Origin of the sequence: Actinomyces sp. 565 (assembly GCF_010365615.1) — a bacterium.
GTDB lineage: Bacteria > Actinomycetota > Actinomycetes > Actinomycetales > Actinomycetaceae > Actinomyces.
This window is the reverse complement of record NZ_PIZD01000048.1, coordinates 86,440-105,758: the sequence shown is the minus strand read 5'-3', so window position 1 is coordinate 105,758 and position 19,319 is coordinate 86,440. Positions and strand designations below refer to the sequence as shown.

Here is a 19,319-nt window from a genome sequence, read left to right as displayed (position 1 = left end):
ACCACGTCGTCAGCCCAGACCCGGGTGCATTAAGCATAAAGAGTATAAAACGAATAGCTCGCTCACGAAGCCTTTGGTTGCTTGCATCCCGGTAACCCGAACGGCATGGGCCCCGCCTCCAGTGTGGAGGCGGGGCCCATCACTACGGTTGGCAGATCTCAGATCAGGCCCATGCCGGCGACGGCGTTCTTCTCCTCGACGAGCTCCGCGGCGGAAGCGTCGATCTTGGCGCGGGAGAAGTCGTCGATCTCCAGGCCCTGGACGATCTTCCACTCCCCGTCCTCGGCGGTGCAGGGGAAGGAGGAGATGACGCCCTCGGGCACCCCGTAGGAGCCATCGGACATGACCGCGGCGGAGGTCCATGCGGAGGTGGTGCCCAGGCACCAGTCACGGACGTGGTCGATGGCGGCGGAGGCCGCTGAGGCGGCCGAGGAGGCACCGCGCGCCTCAATGATGGCGGCGCCGCGCTTGGCCACGGTGGGGATGAAGTCGTCCTCGACCCAGGCGCGGTCGGCCAGGATGTCGGTGACCGGCTCGCCCTTGATCGTGGCGTGGGTCAGGTCGGGGTACTGGGTGGTGGAGTGGTTGCCCCAGATGGTGACCTTGTCGATGTCGGAGACGTGGCAGCCGGCCTTGGCGGCCAGCTGGGCCAGGGCCCGGTTGTGGTCCAGGCGGGTCATGGCGGTGAAGCGGGAGGCCGGGATGTCGCCGGCGTGGGAGGCTGCGATGAGCGCATTGGTGTTGGCGGGGTTGCCAACCACGAGGACCTTGATGTCGTCGGCGGCGCCGGCGCCCAGCGCCTCCCCCTGGGGACCGAAGATGCCGCCGTTGGCGGACAGCAGGTCGGAGCGCTCCATGCCGGCCTTGCGGGGCATGGAGCCGACCAGGAAGGCAATGTTGGCGCCCTCGAAGGCCTGCTTGGGGTCGTCGAAGATATCAACGGAGCCGAGGGTGGAGAAGGCCGAGTCGAACAGCTCCATGGCAGTGCCCTCGGCGGCCTTGACGGCCTGCGGGATCTCAAGCAGACGCAGGTTGACGCGCTGGTCGGGGCCGAGCAGGGCACCGGAGGCGATACGGAAAAGCAGCGCGTAGCCGATGTTGCCGGCAGCGCCGGTGACAGTGATGTTGACGGGGGCGTTGGCCATGAAGGACTCCTTCGAGACAAGAGACAGTCAGTTGGGGCCCCTGAGGGCCGGTACACCAAGCCTATGCCGTGACCAGGTCGAGCGGCTGGGACGATAGCCGGAGCGGCCGCCGCGCATGGGGAGATCTGGGCTACACCACGGGATGAGCGCGGCGGCGAGAACCTCCGCGCATACACTCGAGTCATGGAGACGCTCACGGACATAGTCGCTCGTATCGCCCGCCGCGATCCTGTTCGCGCCGAGGCTACGCTGCAGGCGGATATCCGCTCCTTCATACTGTCCGCTGAGCTCAACCTGGACGATGAGCAGGTCTACGACGTCCCCATGGAGTCTCAGCTCGGAGACGGAACGCGAAGGCGCATTGACATTGAGACCGGCTCAACTGTCATTGAGGTCAAAAAAGACCTCACCAGACGCCCAGTGCTGCACGACGCAGTCGAGCAGCTCGGCAGGTACGTGCGTCACCGTTGTGATGAGACCGGGACGCGGTTCCTCGGGATTCTTACCGACGGTGCCCACTGGTATCTGTACGTACCTGACCCGAGGCATGGGGACAAGCCCGACGGCGACGACGCCAGACATGGCATCATCGAGGCGGATCACCTACTGATCTCCTCCGGGGAGGATGCGGAGGAACTGCGTTACTGGCTCGGTACCGTGCTCGCCACCAGGGAGAATCTTCCGCCCACGGGAGAGGCGATCATCCGCGAGCTGGGGTCCAACTCCCCCGCGCACGCTGCCGACCACACAACCCTGCGCGCGCTCTATGCGCAAAGCCGCCGGCAGCCCGAGGTCGCGCTGAAGCACGAATTGTGGGGCAAGATGCTCCGCACCGCATTCGGCTCCGGCTTCAAGGACGATGAGTCTCTCTTCATCGATCACACCCTCCTCGTGCTCACCGCAGAGATCATCGCTCACGCCGCCCTGGGCCTGGACATCGCCGCCATTGCGCGGCAGTCCCCCGCGAGCCTGGCCACCGGCACGGCTTTCGCTGAAGCTCGGATACGCGGCGTCGTGGAGTCCGACTTCTTTGACTGGCCTACCGAGGTTCCGGACGGTCTCAGCTTCATCCGCTCATTGACCACCCGCATCTCCCGCTTTGACTGGAGCCACCCCGATCACGACGTCCTCAAGCACCTCTACGAAGCCGTCATCTCCCCAGAGACCCGCCAGGCCCTGGGCGAGTATTACACCCCGGACTGGCTCGCCGAGGCGATGGTTGAGGACACAGTCACGGACCCACTCAGCCAGCGCGTCCTGGACCCGTCCTGCGGATCCGGAACCTTCCTCTTCCACGCGGTGCGCGCCTACCTCGCCGCGGCGCAGGCGGCCGGAATCCAGACCGGTGAAGCGCTCACCTCCCTGACCAGCCATGTCTATGGCATGGACCTGCACCCCGTGGCGGTCACGCTGGCACGAGTCACCTACCTGCTGGCGATCGGCACCGATCGGCTCCAGCAACGCAAGGGAGCACTGTCCGTCCCGGTCTTCCTGGGCGACTCGCTCCAGTGGGAGGAGCGCGCCGACCTGCTGACCGATGACGACGCCGTCACCATCAGCACCGCGGGCTCAGACCTGGCCCAGGGCCAGGAGGCCTTTGCGCTGGAGTCCCCGCTCTTCGACGACGACTTGGTCTTCCCGCGCTCGATCATTGCCAACGCCGAGCGCTTCGACGAACTGCTCAGCGAAATGGCCCGCCTTGCCCTGGACTCCTCCAAGAAGAAACCGGACAACAAACTGATCGACCCGGTCCTGGACCGGCTTCAAATCGCGGATGGCGCCGCGCGGGACACTGTGAGGCGGACTTTCTCCAAGATGCGTGACCTCCAGCGGCGCGGACGCGACCACATCTGGGGCTACTACGTCCGCAACCTTATCCGCCCGCTCTGGCTGGCATTGCCCGATAACCGGGTTGACGTGCTCGTCGGCAATCCGCCGTGGCTGCGCTACAACAAGATGAGCGGGGCGATGCAGGACCGCTACCGCCTGATGGCGCAGGCCAAGGGGCTGCTTTCCGGCCCCAAGGGGGCCTCAAGCAGGGATCTTTCCACGCTGTTCGTCGTGCGCGCGCTGGACCGGTACGGTACACCTGACGCTCGCTTCGCCTTTGTCATGCCTCACGGGACTATCACCCGCTACCCGCACGAGGGCTTCCGCTCCGGCCAGTGGGGACCCGCCCAGGAGGCCGTCTTCGCAACGTCCTGGGACCTGCAGCCTCTCAGCCGGGCGACGGGATTCCCGATGACATCCTGCGTCGTGCGGGGTTGGGCGTCTACGCGCGCCGGAGCGATGTCACCGGTGACGCGGGAGTGGACCGGCAAGCGGGTGTCGACGCGCACCCCGTGGTCGGAGGCGAGCACACGAATTACGCGGGCCAAGGGCAGAGTCCACGTGCAGCAGCGGGACGATGCCGAGGTCTCCCCGTATGACAAGAGATTCCGCCAGGGGGCGATCATTGTTCCACGCGTATTGTTCTTCATTGAAAAGCAGGACGCCGGCCCCCTCGGCCTGGGTGCCGGACGCGTCAAGGTCCTCTCCCGGCGTTCCTCCCTGGAGAAAGCACCGTGGAAACAGGTCGAGAGCCTGACGGGCACCGTCGAGGAGGACTTCCTCCACCCGGTTCACCTCGGGGAGACGCTTCTGCCTTACCGAATGGCGGAGCCGCTCACAGCAGTCATCCCGATCAGCCTGTCCGACCCCCGTTCGATCGCCGACGCGGAGGAGATCGAACGGTACGCGGACCTGGACGCGTGGTGGGAGCACGTGGAGTACGTGTGGAGGGAGCACCGCGTCGCCAGAGAGCGGAAGCCACTCCTGGAACGGATGGACTACGCGTCCCAGCTCTCGGCTCAGTTGCCACTCTCACACGTGCAACGAGTGGTTTACTCCAAGGCGGGGAATCAGCTAACAGCTTCCCGAGTTAGTAATCCGTCAGTTCTCATCGATCACAAGCTCTACTGGGCACCTGTGCGCTCGGAGGACGAGGGACGCTATCTCGTCGGCATTCTCAACTCCCGCGTACTCCTCGAGCGGATCCAGCCGATGCAGGCCGTAGGCCTGTTCGGACCACGCGACTTCGACAAGAACGTCTTCAAGGTCCCCTTCGGCGGCTACGACGCCGCGGACCCCCGCCACCAAACGCTAGTCAAACTCGTCGAGCGGGCCGAGGAGCTCGCCGCGTCCACGGACGTCACAGGCGCAAAAGACTTCAAGGCGGCGCGCAAGACGATCCGCGACGCTCTGGATGCCTCGGGCCTTTCCGAACAGATCGAGCCCGCCGTTGATGCCGTCCTCCCCCACGTGGACCTGTAACCGTATCAACCGCCTGGTCGCTCCTGGCCAGCAGCGGCGATGCGATTGTCAGCCTCCGGGCCGGATATCAGCTACCTTCGCGCGAGCGCGCAGCGCGTCAGCCGAACCAGACGCTCCGCACGCCCGCCTGGGCGGCACAGTGGCTCCAATGATGCCCTCGCGCCCGTGGTCGGAGTCGTTTACCCCGCCGGTTAGTGCTCTACTACGCCACTTCGACTTCTGTTGAAGGGCTCTGAGCCCTTCAACACACACCTAACAGGCGTAGTAGAGACCAAAGGGGAGTATCCAACGTAATCCCTCTGTCCAGCCACAATACCCGTGTGATTCCGCGGGTCCGGGCGCGCGTCAGCGGCTGACGGCGTTGGGGCCCGCGGCGGCGGCGGAGGCCTCCAGCTCCTCGGCGCTGACCACGCCCTCCACGCTGACCCGGTCCAGGTACTTCATGCCGTCGAAGGCCAGCTCGCGGGTGTTCTCCGGCTCCCCCTCGGGCCCTATGCGGCCGTGGGCAAGCCGGTCCACAACGATGGCGATAGCGCCGTCACCGGTGACATTGGTGGCGGTGCCGAAGGCGTCCAGGGCAATGTAGGTGGCGATCATGAGCGCCACCTGGGCGTCGTCGAAGCCGAGCATGCTGGACAGCAGGCCGGTAGCAGCCATGATGGCTCCGCCGGGAACTCCTGGAGCGGCGACCATCGTGATGCCGAGCATGAAGATGAAGCCGATCCACTGCGCGGCGGAAACCGTGATGCCCTGGGTCAGGGCAATAGCAAATGCGAAGGCAAAGATCTTTGAGGTGGAGCCGGCCAGGTGGATGGTGGCGCACAGCGGCACGGTGAAGGAGGCGACGGCGTCGGCCACGCCGTTCTTGCGGGCCTGCCGCAGGGTCACCGGGATGGTGGCCGCCGAGGAGGAGGTACCCAGGGCAGTGAGGTAGGCAGGCAGCATGGTCACCAGCGCCCTCACGGGGTTCTTGCGGCCGACGGCCCCCGCAACCAGGTACTGGACACCCAGGATGAGCACCTCCAGGACCAGCACGACCACGACGACCCGCAGCAGGGTGCGCATAATCGCCCAGGCCTCACCGGTGTAGGTGAGGTTCAGGAAGATGCCGAAGATATGCAGTGGCAGCAGCGGAATGATGATCCGCTCGATCAGGGAGGTGATGATGGCACGGAACTCGATGAATCCCTTGCGCATGACCCCGCGCGGCACCATCGACAGCCCGATGCCGAGCACGAAGCTGAGCAGTAGGGCCGTCATCACTCCCACCGGGGCGGGCATCTCCACGCTGAAGTAGGTGTCCAGGGCACTGCCGGGCTCCTCCACGTCCGCCAGAGTCGTACCGCCCAGGACGCGGGGAAGTGTGGCCGCGCACACCAGGTAGGTGACGAAGCCCGCGAACAGCGTCGAGCTGTAAGCGATGGCGGCGGTGATGGCGAGCCAGCGGCCTGCGCCACGTCCGAGGTCCGCGATGGCGGGCGTGACCAGGCCGATGATGATCAGCGGGATCGAGAAGGACAGGAACTGGCTGAACAGGTTGGAGAAGGTGGAGAAGATTCGACCAACCGGAACCGGTACCAGGTGACTGCCACCGATCTGGATGGAGCCGAGTAGCAGGGCCAGGATGATAGCGGCGAGTACCCACACGAGGATGCCGCCTCGGGCCAGGAACCTGCGCACTGGCCCCGGGGCAGGCTGCCCGGAGGTACCGTCGGGACGCGGGGATGGGTTGCTCATGTACTGCCTTCCGGCTGGATTCGGGCGGTCCGGGACCGCATACTGGGCGGCAGGATGCCACACTCACCGCCACCTGCGCCCCGTCGGACCGTACAGTGGGCCTCCATCTGGGCCTCCACCTGGCCATCCGCCTGGGACCCGGCGCAGCACCGACCAAGCCACCGGCCCCGGGCCTGCCACTGCGCTGTACGCGCGTGGGCAGCACGGTGAACGCGCGGGAGGGCAGCGCCGAACGGGCCAGTGCACCCACGGTCAGTGCACCCGCGGCAGGCCTGCGTAATAGGACAGGGCGAACAGGCCAACCGCGAGCAGCAGCCCGAACACGACGTCAAATCCCCGGCTGCGCGCCGCGATCCAGGTTCCGTCGGGTCGCTGCACCCGGATCACCGCCAGGGCCAGCACCTCCAGCGCCAACCAGATCACCGCCAGACGCCGGTAGCCGAGTAAGGAGAGCACCGGAACGGCCGCTAGCCAGGCCGCCACGGCGACCACCGCGAGCGTGCGGTAGGGCTGCTGCCGCTCGGGGCAGCTGTCCGCTTTGGATCCCCCGTCGTGGCCCACGCCCGAGGCACCCGCCCGTTCGCCTTCCGACGGCGATCCGCCGTCTGCACCGTTCTGGTCGGTCACGGCAGCTACCTTAGTCCCTCAACGGTCGCCCGCGCCGTAGGCGACCGGGGCATTGGGCCCCACCGGGTCAGTGCGCGAAGTGACGGGTGCCGGTGAAGTACATGGTAATGCCCGCGGCCCGGGCGGCGGCGATGACCTCCTCGTCGCGGATGGAGCCTCCCGGCTGAACCACGGCGCGCACGCCGGCGTCGATAAGCACCTGCAGGCCGTCGGCGAAGGGGAAGAAGGCATCCGATGCGGCCACCGACCCCCGAGCGCGCTCGGGGGCCGAGACCCCGGTGCCCGCAGCGTCCACGGCGTCGCCCGCCGCGTCCCCGGTCATGCGGGTACCAAGTGTGTTGGCCCGCTCAACCGCCAGCCTGCAGGAGTCCACCCGGTTGACCTGCCCCATACCAACGCCGACAGTCGCCCCGTCCTGGGCCAGCAGGATGGCGTTGGAGCGCACGGAGCGTATGGCACGCCAGGCGAATGCCAGATCCGCCAGGGTGGCGGCGTCGGCTGCCTCACCCGCCACGAGCTCCCAGCCTGCGAGGGCGTCGCCGGGAGCGTCGACGGCGTCGCGTTCCTGAATCACGGCGCCGCCGGAGATCTGCTTGACCTCCCAGCCACCGCGCTCCGGCGGGTTGACAACGAGGATGCGTAGGTTCTTCTTGGTCGACAGGATCTGCACGGCCTCGTCGTCGTAGGCGGGCGCGGCGATCACCTCGGTGAAGATCGGCTTGATCTGGCGGGCCATGGCGGCCGTGACGGTGGCATTGGTGGCGATGACGCCGCCGTAGGCGGACACGGGGTCGCAGGCGTGGGCCTTGCGGTGCGCCTCCGCCACGTCGCCGGTGGCGGACACGGCCACGCCACAGGGGTTGGCGTGCTTGATGATCGCCACGCAGGTGGCCTCGCCGTGGTCATAGGCAGCGCGGACGGCGGCGTCGGTGTCGGTGTAGTTGTTGTAGCTCATGGCCTTGCCTGACAGCTGCCGGGCGCCGGCCACGCCCGCCCCCGGCGCGGCGTCGGCGGCGGTGTACACGGCGGCCCGCTGGTGGGGGTTCTCACCGTAGCGCAGCGGGTTCAGGCGCGTGTAGGCGTCCCCCACGTAGGCGGGCATGGCGGGCGCGGCGTCGACCGCGTCAGCCTCGAGCCGGTGCGCGAACCAGGAGGCGACGGCGGCGTCATAGGCCGCGGTGTGGGCGTAGGCGGCCGCAGCCAGGGCACGGCGCTGGGCGAGGTCGAAGCCCCCGGCGGCCACGGCGTCGGCCACCTCCTCGTAGCGGGCGGGGTCCACCACCACCGCGACCGACGGGTGGTTCTTCGCGGCGGCGCGCACCATGGAGGGACCGCCGATGTCGATCTGCTCCACGCAGGCGTCGAAACCCGCGCCCGCGGCGACCGTCTGGGTGAAGGGGTAGAGGTTGACCACGACCAGGTCGATCGGGGCTACCTCGAGTTCGGCGAGCTGCGCCTGGTGCTCGGGCTTGCGGCGGTCCGCGAGGATGCCGGCGTGGATGCGCGGGTGCAGGGTCTTGACGCGCCCGTCCAGGCACTCGGGGAACCCGGTGACCTCCTCCACCGCGGTCACGGGCAGGCCGGCCTCGGCGATGGTCGCGGCGGTGGAGCCGGTGGAGATAATCTCGACGCCGTGGCCGACCAGGGTGGCGGCCAGCTCGGTCAGGCCGGTCTTGTCATAGACCGAGACCAGGGCCCGGCGGATCGGAATACGCTCGGAACCGGACTGCACGGCAGAGTTGCCAGCAGAGTCGGCGGCGGGGTTGGCGGACGAGGGCGACGGGGTCTGGGCGGTCACGAATGCTCCTTGTGCCGGTGTGGCGGGACGCCCAGGCGGGCGACGCCCCGTTGAGGGTAACCGGTGTCCGGTCGGCCGCTTCCCGGTGGTGCCCCACCCGCGCCAGTTACGGCCAGGGTCAGCCTACCGCCTCCCCGCATGCCCCCTCAGTCGCTCCCGGGCATTGTCTGCGGCAGCGCTCGTTGCCACCGTGGTTGCCCGCACCCCACGACCGGTGAGCGCGCGGGTACGCGGGTGTGGCAGTATCGCCACCACTCCCACTCCGACGAGCACCATGAGCAGCACAATCGCAGCGACATATCCGCTGCGCGGGCCCACTTCGGTCATGCGCCCAGGACCGACCTGACCGGACGCGGCCAGGCACGCCAGCAGCACGCCGGCACCGAGTACCAGGGCCACGCTCAAAGTCGTCAGTGCCGCCTGCCGCAGGGGCAGTTCCCGGAGCGTCTGCCGGTGCCGCCATGCCGCCATTGCGGCGGCCGCCGCAATGAGGAACGGCAGGAGCGCTCCGCCTGCGCCCAGTGCCCCGGTGGGCAGTCCCCCCAGCAGCGGCAGCGCGGGTACGGCTCCGGCCAGCACGCGGGTGGGCGAGAAGACAGAGCCTGTGCCCACTACGAAGCCCGGGCCAGCCACCCATGACAGTGCCCATACCAAACCGGTGGGCAGCCAGCCCAGCTGCAGCAGCGCTAGCCCGGCCGTTCCCGCGAGGTCCCCGCCTACGAGGGCGTCATGCAGACGCGACACCCGGCCCGCTCCTGCGATCAGCCCCACCAGCGCTACCGCGCCTGCCAGGACGGCCAGTGCCAGCGCCGTCTCCCGGCACAGTCGCACGGCCATGACGCTCCACTGTGGTCGCTGCGCCCACCGGTCAGCGGCATTCCGCCAACCCCGGCCGGCGCGCTGCAGGTGCGCGGCGGTGACCGCCGCGGTGAGCACCGTTATGCCAATGACGGCGGCCCCGGTGCGTGAGGCGGCCGGATGGGTTGCAGCCACGATGGCCAGCGCCGTCAGCGCGGCGACACAAACGGTCACCGCCCCCGCGCGCGGGCCGCTGGGCCGGGCGCGGCGCACGCACGCGCGCGTGATCCACGCCTGCAGCAGCGTCAGCCCCAGCAGCGGCAGGCTCAGCGTGCCGTACTCGGCCGCTCCGGCCCCGAGCGAGCCGCCGAATCCGAGGCTCCACAAGCCGGTGCCGGTGCGCAGCACGCCGCCCAGGGAGAGGGCCGCCGCGGCGTCGCGTGAGGATGACAGCAGGTAGAGGACGAGGGTCGGCAGTGCTACAAGCCCCCAGCCGAGCACCACGGACTCCGCCCCGGCGCGCGCGGCCAGCGGCCAGTCATCTGGCAGGCCGCGTCGCAGCGGAGAGCCGCCCGGGCCCCGCGAACTCCGCCGGCCGAGCCGTTGCCCAAGATTCATGCCCGCTTCTCCATCCTGTTGGTGCTGCGCCCCGCGATGTCGGTCCCGACGGCGCCGGAACGATCACCGCCGACCTTAACGCGGCTTAGCGAGCGGACCGAGGTCAGACACGGGGCGCCACCGGAGCCTGCCGGACGCCGCCCGCCCAGCGCTCCCGGCGCTCCTGCACGCGCACGTGCGGCACCGGCGGGAGGAGGCCGGTGAACAGGCCGTGAACGACTTGGGCCAAGACCACCGCTGCGGCGGGGGCCACACTAGAATCAGGTCCAGAGCCAGGCAGCGGACGTCCACGGAAGGATTCACCATGTCTAGTGAAACGCAGCGCGATACCTCGCCCGGACCGGCGGTTGACGCGGATACCGGTGCCTCTTCGCCCGGTGAGCCCGTGCGGATCGGGGTGCTGACCTCCGGTGGCGACGCGCAGGGTATGAACGCCGCAGTACGTGCGGTGGTGCGGACCGCCTTGCGCATGGGCGCCCAGCCGTATGCGGTGATGGAGGGCTGGGCGGGGGCCGTGGCCGGCGGTGAGGGCGTGCGCAAGCTGGAGTGGGACTCGGTGGGCTCCATCCTGCACCGTGGCGGCACCATCATCGGCACCGCCCGCTCGGCGGAGTTCCGCGAACGCGAGGGCCAGTTGGCGGCCTGCCGCAACCTGCTGGAGCACGGTATTGATCGCCTGGTCGTGATCGGCGGCGACGGCTCCCTGACCGGCACCAACGAGTTCCGGAACAACTGGCCCTCCCTGGTGGCCGAGCTCGTTGAGCGTGGCGACATCTCCGCGCAGACGGCGGCGGCCCACCCGGTGCTGATGGTTACCGGCATCGTGGGTTCGATCGACAATGACTTGGTGGGTGCGGACATGACCATTGGCACCGATTCCGCCCTGCACCGCATCCTCGAGGCGATCGACGACATCTCCTCCACCGCAGCCTCCCACCAGCGCACCTTCATCGTTGAGGTCATGGGTCGGCACTGCGGCTACCTGGCGCTCATGGCGGCAGTGGCCGGCGGCTGCGACTACGTGCTCGTGCCCGAGCTCCCGCCGGATGACGGCTGGGAGGAGGACATGTGCCGCAAGCTGTCCAAGGGCCGCGAGGCCGGGCGGCGGGAGTCGATGGTAATCGTGGCCGAGGGCGCCACCGACCGGTCCGGGAACCCCATCACCGCCGACGACGTCAAGCGGGTCCTGGCCGAGCGTCTCGGCGAGGAGGCCCGTGTGACGATCCTCGGTCACGTCCAGCGCGGTGGCAAGCCGAGTGCCTATGACCGCTGGATGTCCACGCTGCTGGGGTGCACCGCGGCCCGCGAGGTGGTTCTGGCCACGCCCGAGAGCGAGCCGGTGATCATTGCCGAACGGCGCAACCGTATCCGGCGCCTGCCCATGATGGAGCAGGTTCGCGCCACCCGCGCCGTCAAGGACCTGGTAGCAGCCGGCGACTACCAGGGCGCTGTAGCAGCGCGCGGCTCGAGTTTTGAGCAGATGCTCGGCATCTTCGAGACCATGTCCACCCCGCCGGCCCTGGATCCGGCGGCCGGGGGCGCCCTGAACCCGCAGGCGGGACGCTCCCGGCGAGTCGCAGTAGTGCATGCGGGTGGGCTGGCGCCGGGCATGAACACGGCGGCACGCGCCGCTGTGCGCCTGGGCCTGGACCACGGCTTCACAATGCTCGGGGTACACGGCGGCTTCCCGGGCCTGCTGGATGGGGATGTGCGCGAGCTGTCCTGGGACGACGTCGAGGGCTGGGTCGGCGACGGCGGCGCCGAGCTCGGTACCCGGCGCGACATCCCCACCATCGAGCAGCTGTATTCCTTGGGGCGGGCCATCGAGTCCCACCAGATCGACGCCATGCTCATCATCGGCGGGTTCAACGCCTACCTGGCAGCGCACAAGCTGGTCACAGAGCGCGGCCGCTACCCGGCCTTCAAGATCCCCATGATCTGCGTGCCCGCGTCTATCGACAACAACCTGCCCGGCTCGGAGCTGTCCATCGGCGCCGATACCGCCCTGAACAGTGCGGTGGAGGCGCTGGACGCTATCAAGCAGTCTGCGGCCGCCTCGCGCCGCTGCTTCGTGGCCGAGGCGATGGGGCGCCGCTGCGGCTACCTGACCCTGATGAGCGGTATCGCCACCGGCGCGGAACGGGTGTACCTCAACGAGGAGGGGCTGACGCTGAAGAAGCTGGCCCAGGACTCGGCTCGCATGGTGGAGTCCTTCCGCTCGGGCCGCAAGCTCTACCTGGTGATCCGCAACGAGCGGGCCAGCGAGAACTACACCCTGGACGTACTGGCGAAGATCTTCTCCGAGGAGAGCGAGGGCCTGTACGACGTGCGCCAGGCGCAGATCGGTCACCTGCAGCAGGGCGGGGACCCGACTGCCTTCGACCGGATCATGGCCACCAAGCTGGTGGCGCACGCCCTGGAGCTGCTTTCCGACCAATTGGACGCCGGCACCTACCACTCCAGTTACGTGGGCCTGGTAGAAGGACGCATCACGCATCATCGCCTGGAACACATGGATGAGGAACTCGACCTGACGGCGCGTCGCCCCCTGCACCAGTGGTGGATGGGGCTGCGCGGCGCCATCGGCCTGGTCAACAAGGACCTGGGAGTCATGGCGCCGGCGGACGTCCCCGACTTCGGCGAGACGGTGTCGCGGGCAGCCTCCGCCGAGGACAGGGACTGACCGCGCTGCGCGGGGGCAATACCTGGATCCACGGCTGCTCGGCTGCCGGTAGGGTCGCACAGTGACTCCACGCCGATCCGCATCCTCATCCAACTCGCGCACCGGCGCTGCGCGCCTGCCAGTAGCCGCACTGTTGGCGGGCGTAGCCGCGGGCCTGATCGGCATCGCCATGGCCTTCCTGCTGGAGGGCTTCGAGTGGCTGTTTTACGGGGTCGGCGAGGGCGCGCTCCCCCAGCGCGTGCAGGCAGCCGCCGCCTGGCGGAGAGTGCTGGCCCCGGCCGTCGGCGGCCTGGCGGCCGGCGGCCTGTGGTGGTGGGAGCGGTCCACCGGCGGCGTATTAGGCGTTGAGGCGGCGGTTGGGGACGTCTCCGGCCGGGCGAGCCGTCGCATGGGCCTGCTGCGCCCCTTCGCCGACGGCGTGCTGCAGGTGCTCACCGTCGGCGCCGGCAACTCGGTCGGACGTGAGGGCGCGCCCCGGCTCATGGCCGGCGCGGTCGCCGCTCGAGTCGCCTCCCGCCTCGGCCTGGGACCGCATCCGGCCCGCACCCTGGTGGCCGCGGCGGCCGGCGCGGGGCTGGCGGCCATGTACAACGCGCCCCTGGGCGGGGCTGCCTTCGCCGTCGAGATCACTATGCCAGCGGGTATGCGCCGACGAGGCGTGTGGCTGGCCATACCGGTGAGCCTGCTGGCCACGGTGGTCTCCTGGCTGCATTCGGGCGGGCGGCCCACCTTTGCGGTGAGTATCGACGGGCCTGACTCCGCCACCCTAATGGCAGCCCTGCCGGTGGCGGGGCTAGCGGCACTGCTGGGTGCGGGCGCACGGTCGCTGTGGGTCCGGTTCAAGGATCACCGGCTGCCGGACACCTGGGCGCTCCCCCTGGGCATCGGGGCTGCCGGCCTGCTGACGGGTACAGCCTCCCTGTGGTTGCCGGTGCTGCCCGGAAACGGCCGTGACGCCCTGGAGGCGGCACTCGTCTCCCCCACGACCAGCGCCGCGCTGGTGGGGCTGGCAGGTGTCGTCATCCTTAAGCCGCTGCTGACCGGGATCACGCTGGGGGCGGGCGCCACCGGCGGGCTGCTGGCGCCGTCCTTCGCCCTGGGCGGCAGTGCAGGCGCGGCGGTGGCGGTGGCCGCGAACCTGGCCGGCTGGCAGGTGAGCGTTCCGGTGCTGGCGCTCGTCGGCGCCGGCGCGGTGCTGTCAATCACGCAGCGGGCACCCGTGTTCGGCACGGTGTTCGTGTGGGAGCTAGCCCGCGGCCCCCTGTGGGTGCTGGCCCTGATGGCGGTGGTCTCCGTATGCTGCTGGTGGCTGACGTCCCGGCCCAGCCGCATGCGCGGCTCGAGTGCCTAAAGCCGACGGCGCAGAATCACGGAGTCCCAGCCCGCCAGGCGCGCGGGCATCCCCGTGCCGGAGGCGGCCGCCTCCTCCACCGGCAAGGAGGCCATAAGCACGCGCTCGGAATCGTTCCACTCCCCCAGGTCCAGTCCCTCGGCCGCCAGTCGACCACGCAGGGCGGAACCGGGCCCGGTCTCCAGTCCGGCGCGCGTACACGAGGCGACCAGCAAGACCTGCTCGCGCTCACCATCTGCTCCCACATACTCGCGCAGCAGCGTCCAGGAGTCGGCGGCGTCAGCATCCAGGAGCCGGAAGGTGCCCAAGGCGACGGCGTCGTCGTGGTGGCGCAGCGCGATCAGCGCCCGGTAGTGCTCGAAGACGCTGCCGGGCACGCCCACCTGGGCGGCGGCGTTGATCTCCCTGAAGTTGGGAGCGACATCGATCCAGGGGGTGCCCGTGGTGAAGCCGGCGTGGGCGGTCGCGTCCCACTGCACGGGGGTGCGGGCGTTGTCGCGTGAGTTGACGGCCAGGCCGGCCAGCAGGGCGGCCGGGTCGTCGCCGACGCCGGTGCGCTCACTGAAGTAGTTGATTGACTCCAGGTCCCGGTAGGAGTCGATGCCGGCGAAGACAGTGTTGGTCTGGCCGAGCTCCTCCCCCTGGTAGACGTAGGGGGTGCCGCGGTGCAGGTGCAGGATCGAGGCGATGGTCTTCGCGCTCATCTCCCGCCAGGCGGGGTCGCTGTCGCCGAAGCGGGAGACGGCGCGCGGCTGGTCGTGGTTGTCCCAGTAGTTGGAGTTCCAGCCCCGTTCGCCGGTGACGCGGCCGGCGGCGTCGACCTCGGGGGCCAGGGCGGCCTGCCATCCAGCCAGGTTGCGCTTAAGGGCGACGCGGTCCAGTGGCTGCGGGTCGAACTTGCCGCCGGGCCCGTCGGTCAGGCCCACGTGCTCGAACTGGAAGACCATGTCCACCTCGCCACGGGCCGGGTCGGTGTAGCGGGAGGCCTCGGTGGTGTTCACGCCGGGGGTCTCGCCGACGGTGATGATGTGTCGGCTGCGCGGGGCGAAGACCGCCTGGTTCATCTCGTGCAGGAACTCGTGCACGCGCGGCCCGTTGGCAACCAGGGCCGCGCCGTCGCCGTACAGGGCGCCGTCCGGGCGGGGGCCGTCGGCGAGTGGATAGGTTTTGGAGATCAGGTTAATGACGTCCATGCGGAAGCCGTCCACTCCGCGGTCGAGCCAGCGGCCCATCATGTCGTATACGGCGTGGCGCACCTGGGGGTTCTCCCAGTTCAGATCGGGCTGCTTGACGGAGAACAGGTGCAGGTAGAACTCCTGCGTGCCCTCATCCCACTGCCAGGCGGGCCCGGAGAAGAAGGAGCCCCAGTTGGTGGGCTCGGTGCCGGGTTCCCCCGGCTTCAGGCCGGGGAACGCGCGGGCGGGACGCCAGCTGTACCAGTCCCGCTTGGGACTGTCCTTGGAGCTGCGGGATTCAGCGAACCAGGGGTGCTCGTCGGAGGTGTGGTTGACCACCAGATCCATCACCAGGCGCATGCCGCGCGAGTGCAGGCCCGCGATCAGGGCGTCCAGGTCCGCCAGCGAGCCGAACAGCGGGTCGATGTCCTCGTAGTCGGAGATGTCGTAGCCGTTGTCATCCTGCGGAGAGCGGTACACCGGGCTGAGCCAGACGACGTCGACGCCGAGGCGGTCCAGGTGGTCCAGGCGGGCGGTGATGCCGGGGATATCGCCGTAGCCGTCGCCGTCAGTGTCCTGGAAGGAGCGCGGGTAGATCTGGTAGACGACGGCACGGCGCCACCAGTCGGCGTCGTCTCCGACGTGGCGGGAGCTGACGATGAATGGCGGATAGCTCATGGCAGTGGCCTTCCAGATTGGGTGGTGGAGCTGCGGTTCCTCCCCGGGGCGCGGGACGACGGCATGCCGCGCCCCGGGGAGGAACCGTTGAAACCGTTCCCGGCACGTCATTAGTGCCGGTCTGGGTGTGTTACAAGTGCCGATCTCGGCGTGTCACTAGTGCCGGTCTCGGCGGGGTTGGGAAGAGCCTATGTCCTCTCCCCTACTTCTGGCTGCCGCGCATGACTCCGGAGATGACCCAGCGCTGCGCCACCACGTACACCAGGAACATCGGGGCGATCGCCATCAGGTAGGAGGCGAAGGACACCGGGTAGTTCGTGTTGAACTGTCCCTGGAAGACGTACTGCGCTAGCGGCAGGGTCGCCTTGGACTGGTCGGTCAGGATCACCAGCGGGAGCAGGAAGTCGTTCCAGGCCCACAGGCAGGTCAGGATCCCGACGGTCGCGTTCATGGGCGACAACAGCGGGAAGATGATCCGCCAGAAGATCGTCCAGCGGCTGGCGCCGTCCATGGCGGCCGCCTCCTCCAGCTCCTCCGGGATGGACTTGATGAAGGAGGTGTACATCAGGATGTTGAAGGCCAGGCCGTAGACCACGTACAGCAGGATCAGGCCGGCCTCGTTGTCCAGGTGTAGCAGGGCGGTCTCCTTGACCACCGGCAGCATGATGATCGGGAACGGCACGAACAGGGCTGCCACGAAGTAGTAGTACAGGCGACGAAACCACGGGCGGTGCATGTTGCGACCCAGCGCGTAGGCGACCATGGAATTGGACAGCAGGGTGAACACGGTCGCGCCGACGGTGATGATGGCGGAGGTCAGCACCCGCCTGGGGTAGGAGGTCATCTCCCATGCCGTAGCGAAGTTGTCCAGGCTCCAGGATCGGGGCAGCGCCCAGCCGGAGGTGGCCAGCTCCTCGGGGGTCTTGAACGCGGTGACCACGGTGAAGTACAGCGGCACCAGCACGGTCAGGCTGAGCACGATCGCCAGCAGGGTGGTCCACCAGTTGGTGCGGCCGAATACGCCTCTGGAGGCGCAGCGCACCCGATACACCTCGGGATCGGCCGCGCCCAGGCGGCTTTCGGAGGGGCGGGGACTGTCTAGGTTGGCTGTTGTGGCGGTCATGGCGGATCAGACCCTTTCCTGGCTCTGGGTGAAGCGGAGCTGGGCGAAGGACAGCGCCACCACAATGAGGAAGTAGATGACGCCGTTCGCCGTCTGGTAGGCGTACTCGCCGCCCTGGAAGCCGTTCTTGAAGATCAGGTAGGAGATGGACTGGGTGGCGGTGCCCGGACCGCCGGAGGTCAGGGCCACGATCTGGTCGAAGACTCCGAGGAAACCCTTGAATGACAGCACCATGTTGATGCCGAGGTAGGGGATTATCAGCGGCAGGGTCATGGACCACAGCCGCCGCACCGGGCCGGCGCCGTCGATGGCGGAGGCCTCGTAGATCTCCTCGGGCACGGTCTGCAATCCGGCCAGGTAAATGATTGTGTTGTAGGCGACCGACTGCCACACGCCGACGACGACGATGGCCAGCCACGCCAGGTCCTCATTGGCCAGCAGCGAGGTGCTCAGCCACTCCCATCCCAGCGCCTGCCCGATCTGGGGCAGGTTGTTGGTGAACAGGTAGCTGAAGATGTAGGAGACGACCAGCACCGGCAGGATGTAGGGCACGAAGAACACGCCGCGAAAGAAGGTGCGCGCCTTCATCTTTGAGTTGAGGATGAGGGCCAGGCCCAGGGCGATGATGTTGGTCAGGACGGAGGCGACGATCGCGTACTTGAAGGTGAACAGGTACGAGCCCCAGATAATGTCATCGGAGAACAGGTTCCTGTAGTTCGTCAGGCCGACGAAGTGCCAGTCGCCGTAGCCCTTGAAGTTGGTGAAGGTGTAGAAGACACCCGTCAGCAGCGGGATCGTCAGCAGCAGGGTGAAGACGAGAGCTGCCGGGACGAGCATCCAGATGAAGGCCGGGTCGACCTTCTTGGCCTGGTTGTCCCGGATCTTGCCCGGTGCCGCCTGCGGGTCGCCGACCCGCGGCGCGGTGGCGGTTTGCGTGGTCATGGTGATTCGGTCCTCCTGCCTCAGGCTGTCTCGTTGATGCGACGGACAACCTTGTTCCACTGGGCGTCCAGGGTGGTGATGAGCTGGTCCAGGTCGCCGTTGAACAGGTATTGCTGCATATAGGCGTTCAGGGTGATAGCCGGCGGGAAGTTGTGGTCGGAGTAGGTGGCCACGCGCCCGGCGTCGAAGTAGGGCTGGAGCCCCTCCAGGGCGGGGTCCTGGGCGGATAGTGCCGTCAGGGTCGGGTAGGCGACCTGCTCGTCGCAGTAGGCGGTCATATTCGCCTCGTCCATCAGGTACTTGAAGAAGCGCAGGTTCTCCTCCAGGTGAGCGGGGTTCTCCCCCATGGTCAGGGCCACGTCGACGCCGGAGACGACCTTGGTGTCGGCAGCGTTGTCGGCGGGGGTGGCGAAGGTACCCAGGTTGATGTCCGGGTTGTAGGAACGGATGGCGGGAATGGCATAGGTGCCGTGCCAGTACATGGCCGCCTTGCCCTGAGCGAAGCCCTGATTGCCGTCGTTGTAGCCCAGGGCGGCCTTGTCGGCGTTGCCGTACTGGACCGCCTGGTGCATCTTCTCGAACACCGGACTGAGCTCGGCGAAGGAGGTGCCCGAGTCCAGGTCGCGGCGCTTGTCGTACCACGCGGCGACGCCGTCGGTTAGGTAGGAGCCGGACAGGGAGGAGAAGGCGGGCGCCCCGGTCCAGTTGTCCTTGATGGCCCAGTAGAAGGGATCAATGCCCTGGGCGGTGAGCTCGTCGCAGATTTCGATGAGCTCATCCCAGGTGGTCGGCGGCTCGACGCCGGCGGAGTCGAAGACGTCCTTGTTGTAGATGATGCCCGAGCCGTTGTCGGCGAAGGCCACGCCGTTGGTCTGACCCTCGCCACCGGTGCCGAGCGTGTCCAGGATGGAGGCGATGGACGGGTTCACGCCGTCGAGGAGGTCGGTGCGGTTGAAGTCGTAGAAGATGCCGGTGTCCGCCAGCGCCCCGTAGTTGTAGTCGCCGTTGATGGTGATCAAGTCCGGGGTGTCGCCCTTGACCAGGCGAGCACGCAATGAAGTGATGTTGTCGGCCTGGAAGTTCTGGGTGACGACAATGTCCGGGTTGGCGGCATTGAAGTCCTCGCAGATCTGGTCGAACAGTGTGATGGCCTCGCTCTTGAACTGGAACAGCTCCAGGTGGACCTTGCCGTCTCCGGACGAGCAGCCGGCGAGGGTGCCGCCCGTGGCCGCGAGCGCCGCCGCCGTCGCCGTACCGGCGAGGAAGGAGCGCCTGCTCAGTGCTCTCATGGCTACCTCCGTGCATCCTTGCTGAGGTTAGGTGGGGGTGGGA

Annotated in this window: 12 protein-coding genes; 3 read left to right on the top strand and 9 right to left on the bottom strand. The window is 68.2% G+C overall.

All coding sequences use genetic code 11. The features are described 5' to 3' along the window. Positions 1-158: 158 nt before the first annotated feature. Entirely contained in the window at positions 159-1,145 is a 987-nt protein-coding gene (locus tag GZ997_RS07470) for a malate dehydrogenase (RefSeq protein ID WP_162679442.1), read from the bottom strand. A gap of 183 nt (positions 1,146-1,328) precedes the next feature. Between GZ997_RS07470 and GZ997_RS07465 the strand changes: the two genes are divergently transcribed. Next, the gene (locus GZ997_RS07465) at positions 1,329-4,457 is read left to right on the top strand and encodes an N-6 DNA methylase (protein WP_162679441.1); all 3,129 of its coding nucleotides are present in this window, start codon (positions 1,329-1,331) and stop codon (positions 4,455-4,457) included. 345 nt (positions 4,458-4,802) lie between these two features. On the opposite strand, the gene GZ997_RS07460 is transcribed toward GZ997_RS07465, so the two are convergent. From GZ997_RS07460 to GZ997_RS07445, 4 genes are all read right to left on the bottom strand, one after another. After that, positions 4,803-6,137: a dicarboxylate/amino acid:cation symporter gene (locus GZ997_RS07460; RefSeq protein ID WP_162679472.1), complete on the bottom strand. Its 1,335-nt coding sequence runs from the start codon at positions 6,135-6,137 to the stop codon at positions 4,803-4,805. Positions 6,138-6,446: 309 nt separating this feature from the next. Beyond that, entirely contained in the window at positions 6,447-6,821 is a 375-nt protein-coding gene (locus tag GZ997_RS07455; RefSeq protein WP_306823055.1) for a hypothetical protein, read from the bottom strand. 67 nt (positions 6,822-6,888) lie between these two features. After that, entirely contained in the window at positions 6,889-8,553 is a 1,665-nt protein-coding gene (purH, locus tag GZ997_RS07450; protein ID WP_343212299.1) for a bifunctional phosphoribosylaminoimidazolecarboxamide formyltransferase/IMP cyclohydrolase, read from the bottom strand. Between the two features lie 189 nt (positions 8,554-8,742). Next, complete coding sequence (locus GZ997_RS07445; RefSeq protein WP_162679439.1) at positions 8,743-10,035, bottom strand: DUF6350 family protein; 1,293 nt, start codon at positions 10,033-10,035, stop codon at positions 8,743-8,745. A gap of 304 nt (positions 10,036-10,339) precedes the next feature. Between GZ997_RS07445 and GZ997_RS07440 the strand changes: the two genes are divergently transcribed. Together GZ997_RS07440 and GZ997_RS07435 are read left to right on the top strand one after the other, a co-directional pair. Beyond that, a complete protein-coding gene (locus GZ997_RS07440) occupies positions 10,340-12,718 on the top strand; it encodes a 6-phosphofructokinase (RefSeq protein ID WP_162679438.1) in 2,379 nt (792 codons plus the stop codon). 169 nt (positions 12,719-12,887) lie between these two features. Next, positions 12,888-14,069, top strand: a complete 1,182-nt coding sequence (locus GZ997_RS07435) for a chloride channel protein (RefSeq protein ID WP_162679471.1) — start codon at positions 12,888-12,890, stop codon at positions 14,067-14,069. Here the strand turns inward: GZ997_RS07435 and GZ997_RS07430 are convergent. From GZ997_RS07430 to GZ997_RS07415, 4 genes are all read right to left on the bottom strand, one after another. After that, positions 14,066-15,922, bottom strand: coding sequence for an alpha-glucosidase (locus tag GZ997_RS07430; RefSeq protein WP_162679437.1), 1,857 nt, complete (start codon positions 15,920-15,922; stop codon positions 14,066-14,068). The genes GZ997_RS07435 and GZ997_RS07430 overlap by 4 nt on opposite strands. Before the next feature lie 202 nt (positions 15,923-16,124). Next, positions 16,125-17,045 carry a carbohydrate ABC transporter permease gene (locus GZ997_RS07425; RefSeq protein WP_238994337.1) on the bottom strand — a complete coding sequence of 307 codons (921 nt, stop codon included), beginning with the start codon at positions 17,043-17,045 and terminating at the stop codon, positions 16,125-16,127. Between the two features lie 6 nt (positions 17,046-17,051). Continuing rightward, entirely contained in the window at positions 17,052-17,987 is a 936-nt protein-coding gene (locus tag GZ997_RS07420; RefSeq protein WP_237564308.1) for a sugar ABC transporter permease, read from the bottom strand. 20 nt (positions 17,988-18,007) lie between these two features. Further along, the gene (locus GZ997_RS07415) at positions 18,008-19,276 is read right to left on the bottom strand and encodes an extracellular solute-binding protein (protein ID WP_162679436.1); all 1,269 of its coding nucleotides are present in this window, start codon (positions 19,274-19,276) and stop codon (positions 18,008-18,010) included. Positions 19,277-19,319 lie beyond the last annotated feature (43 nt).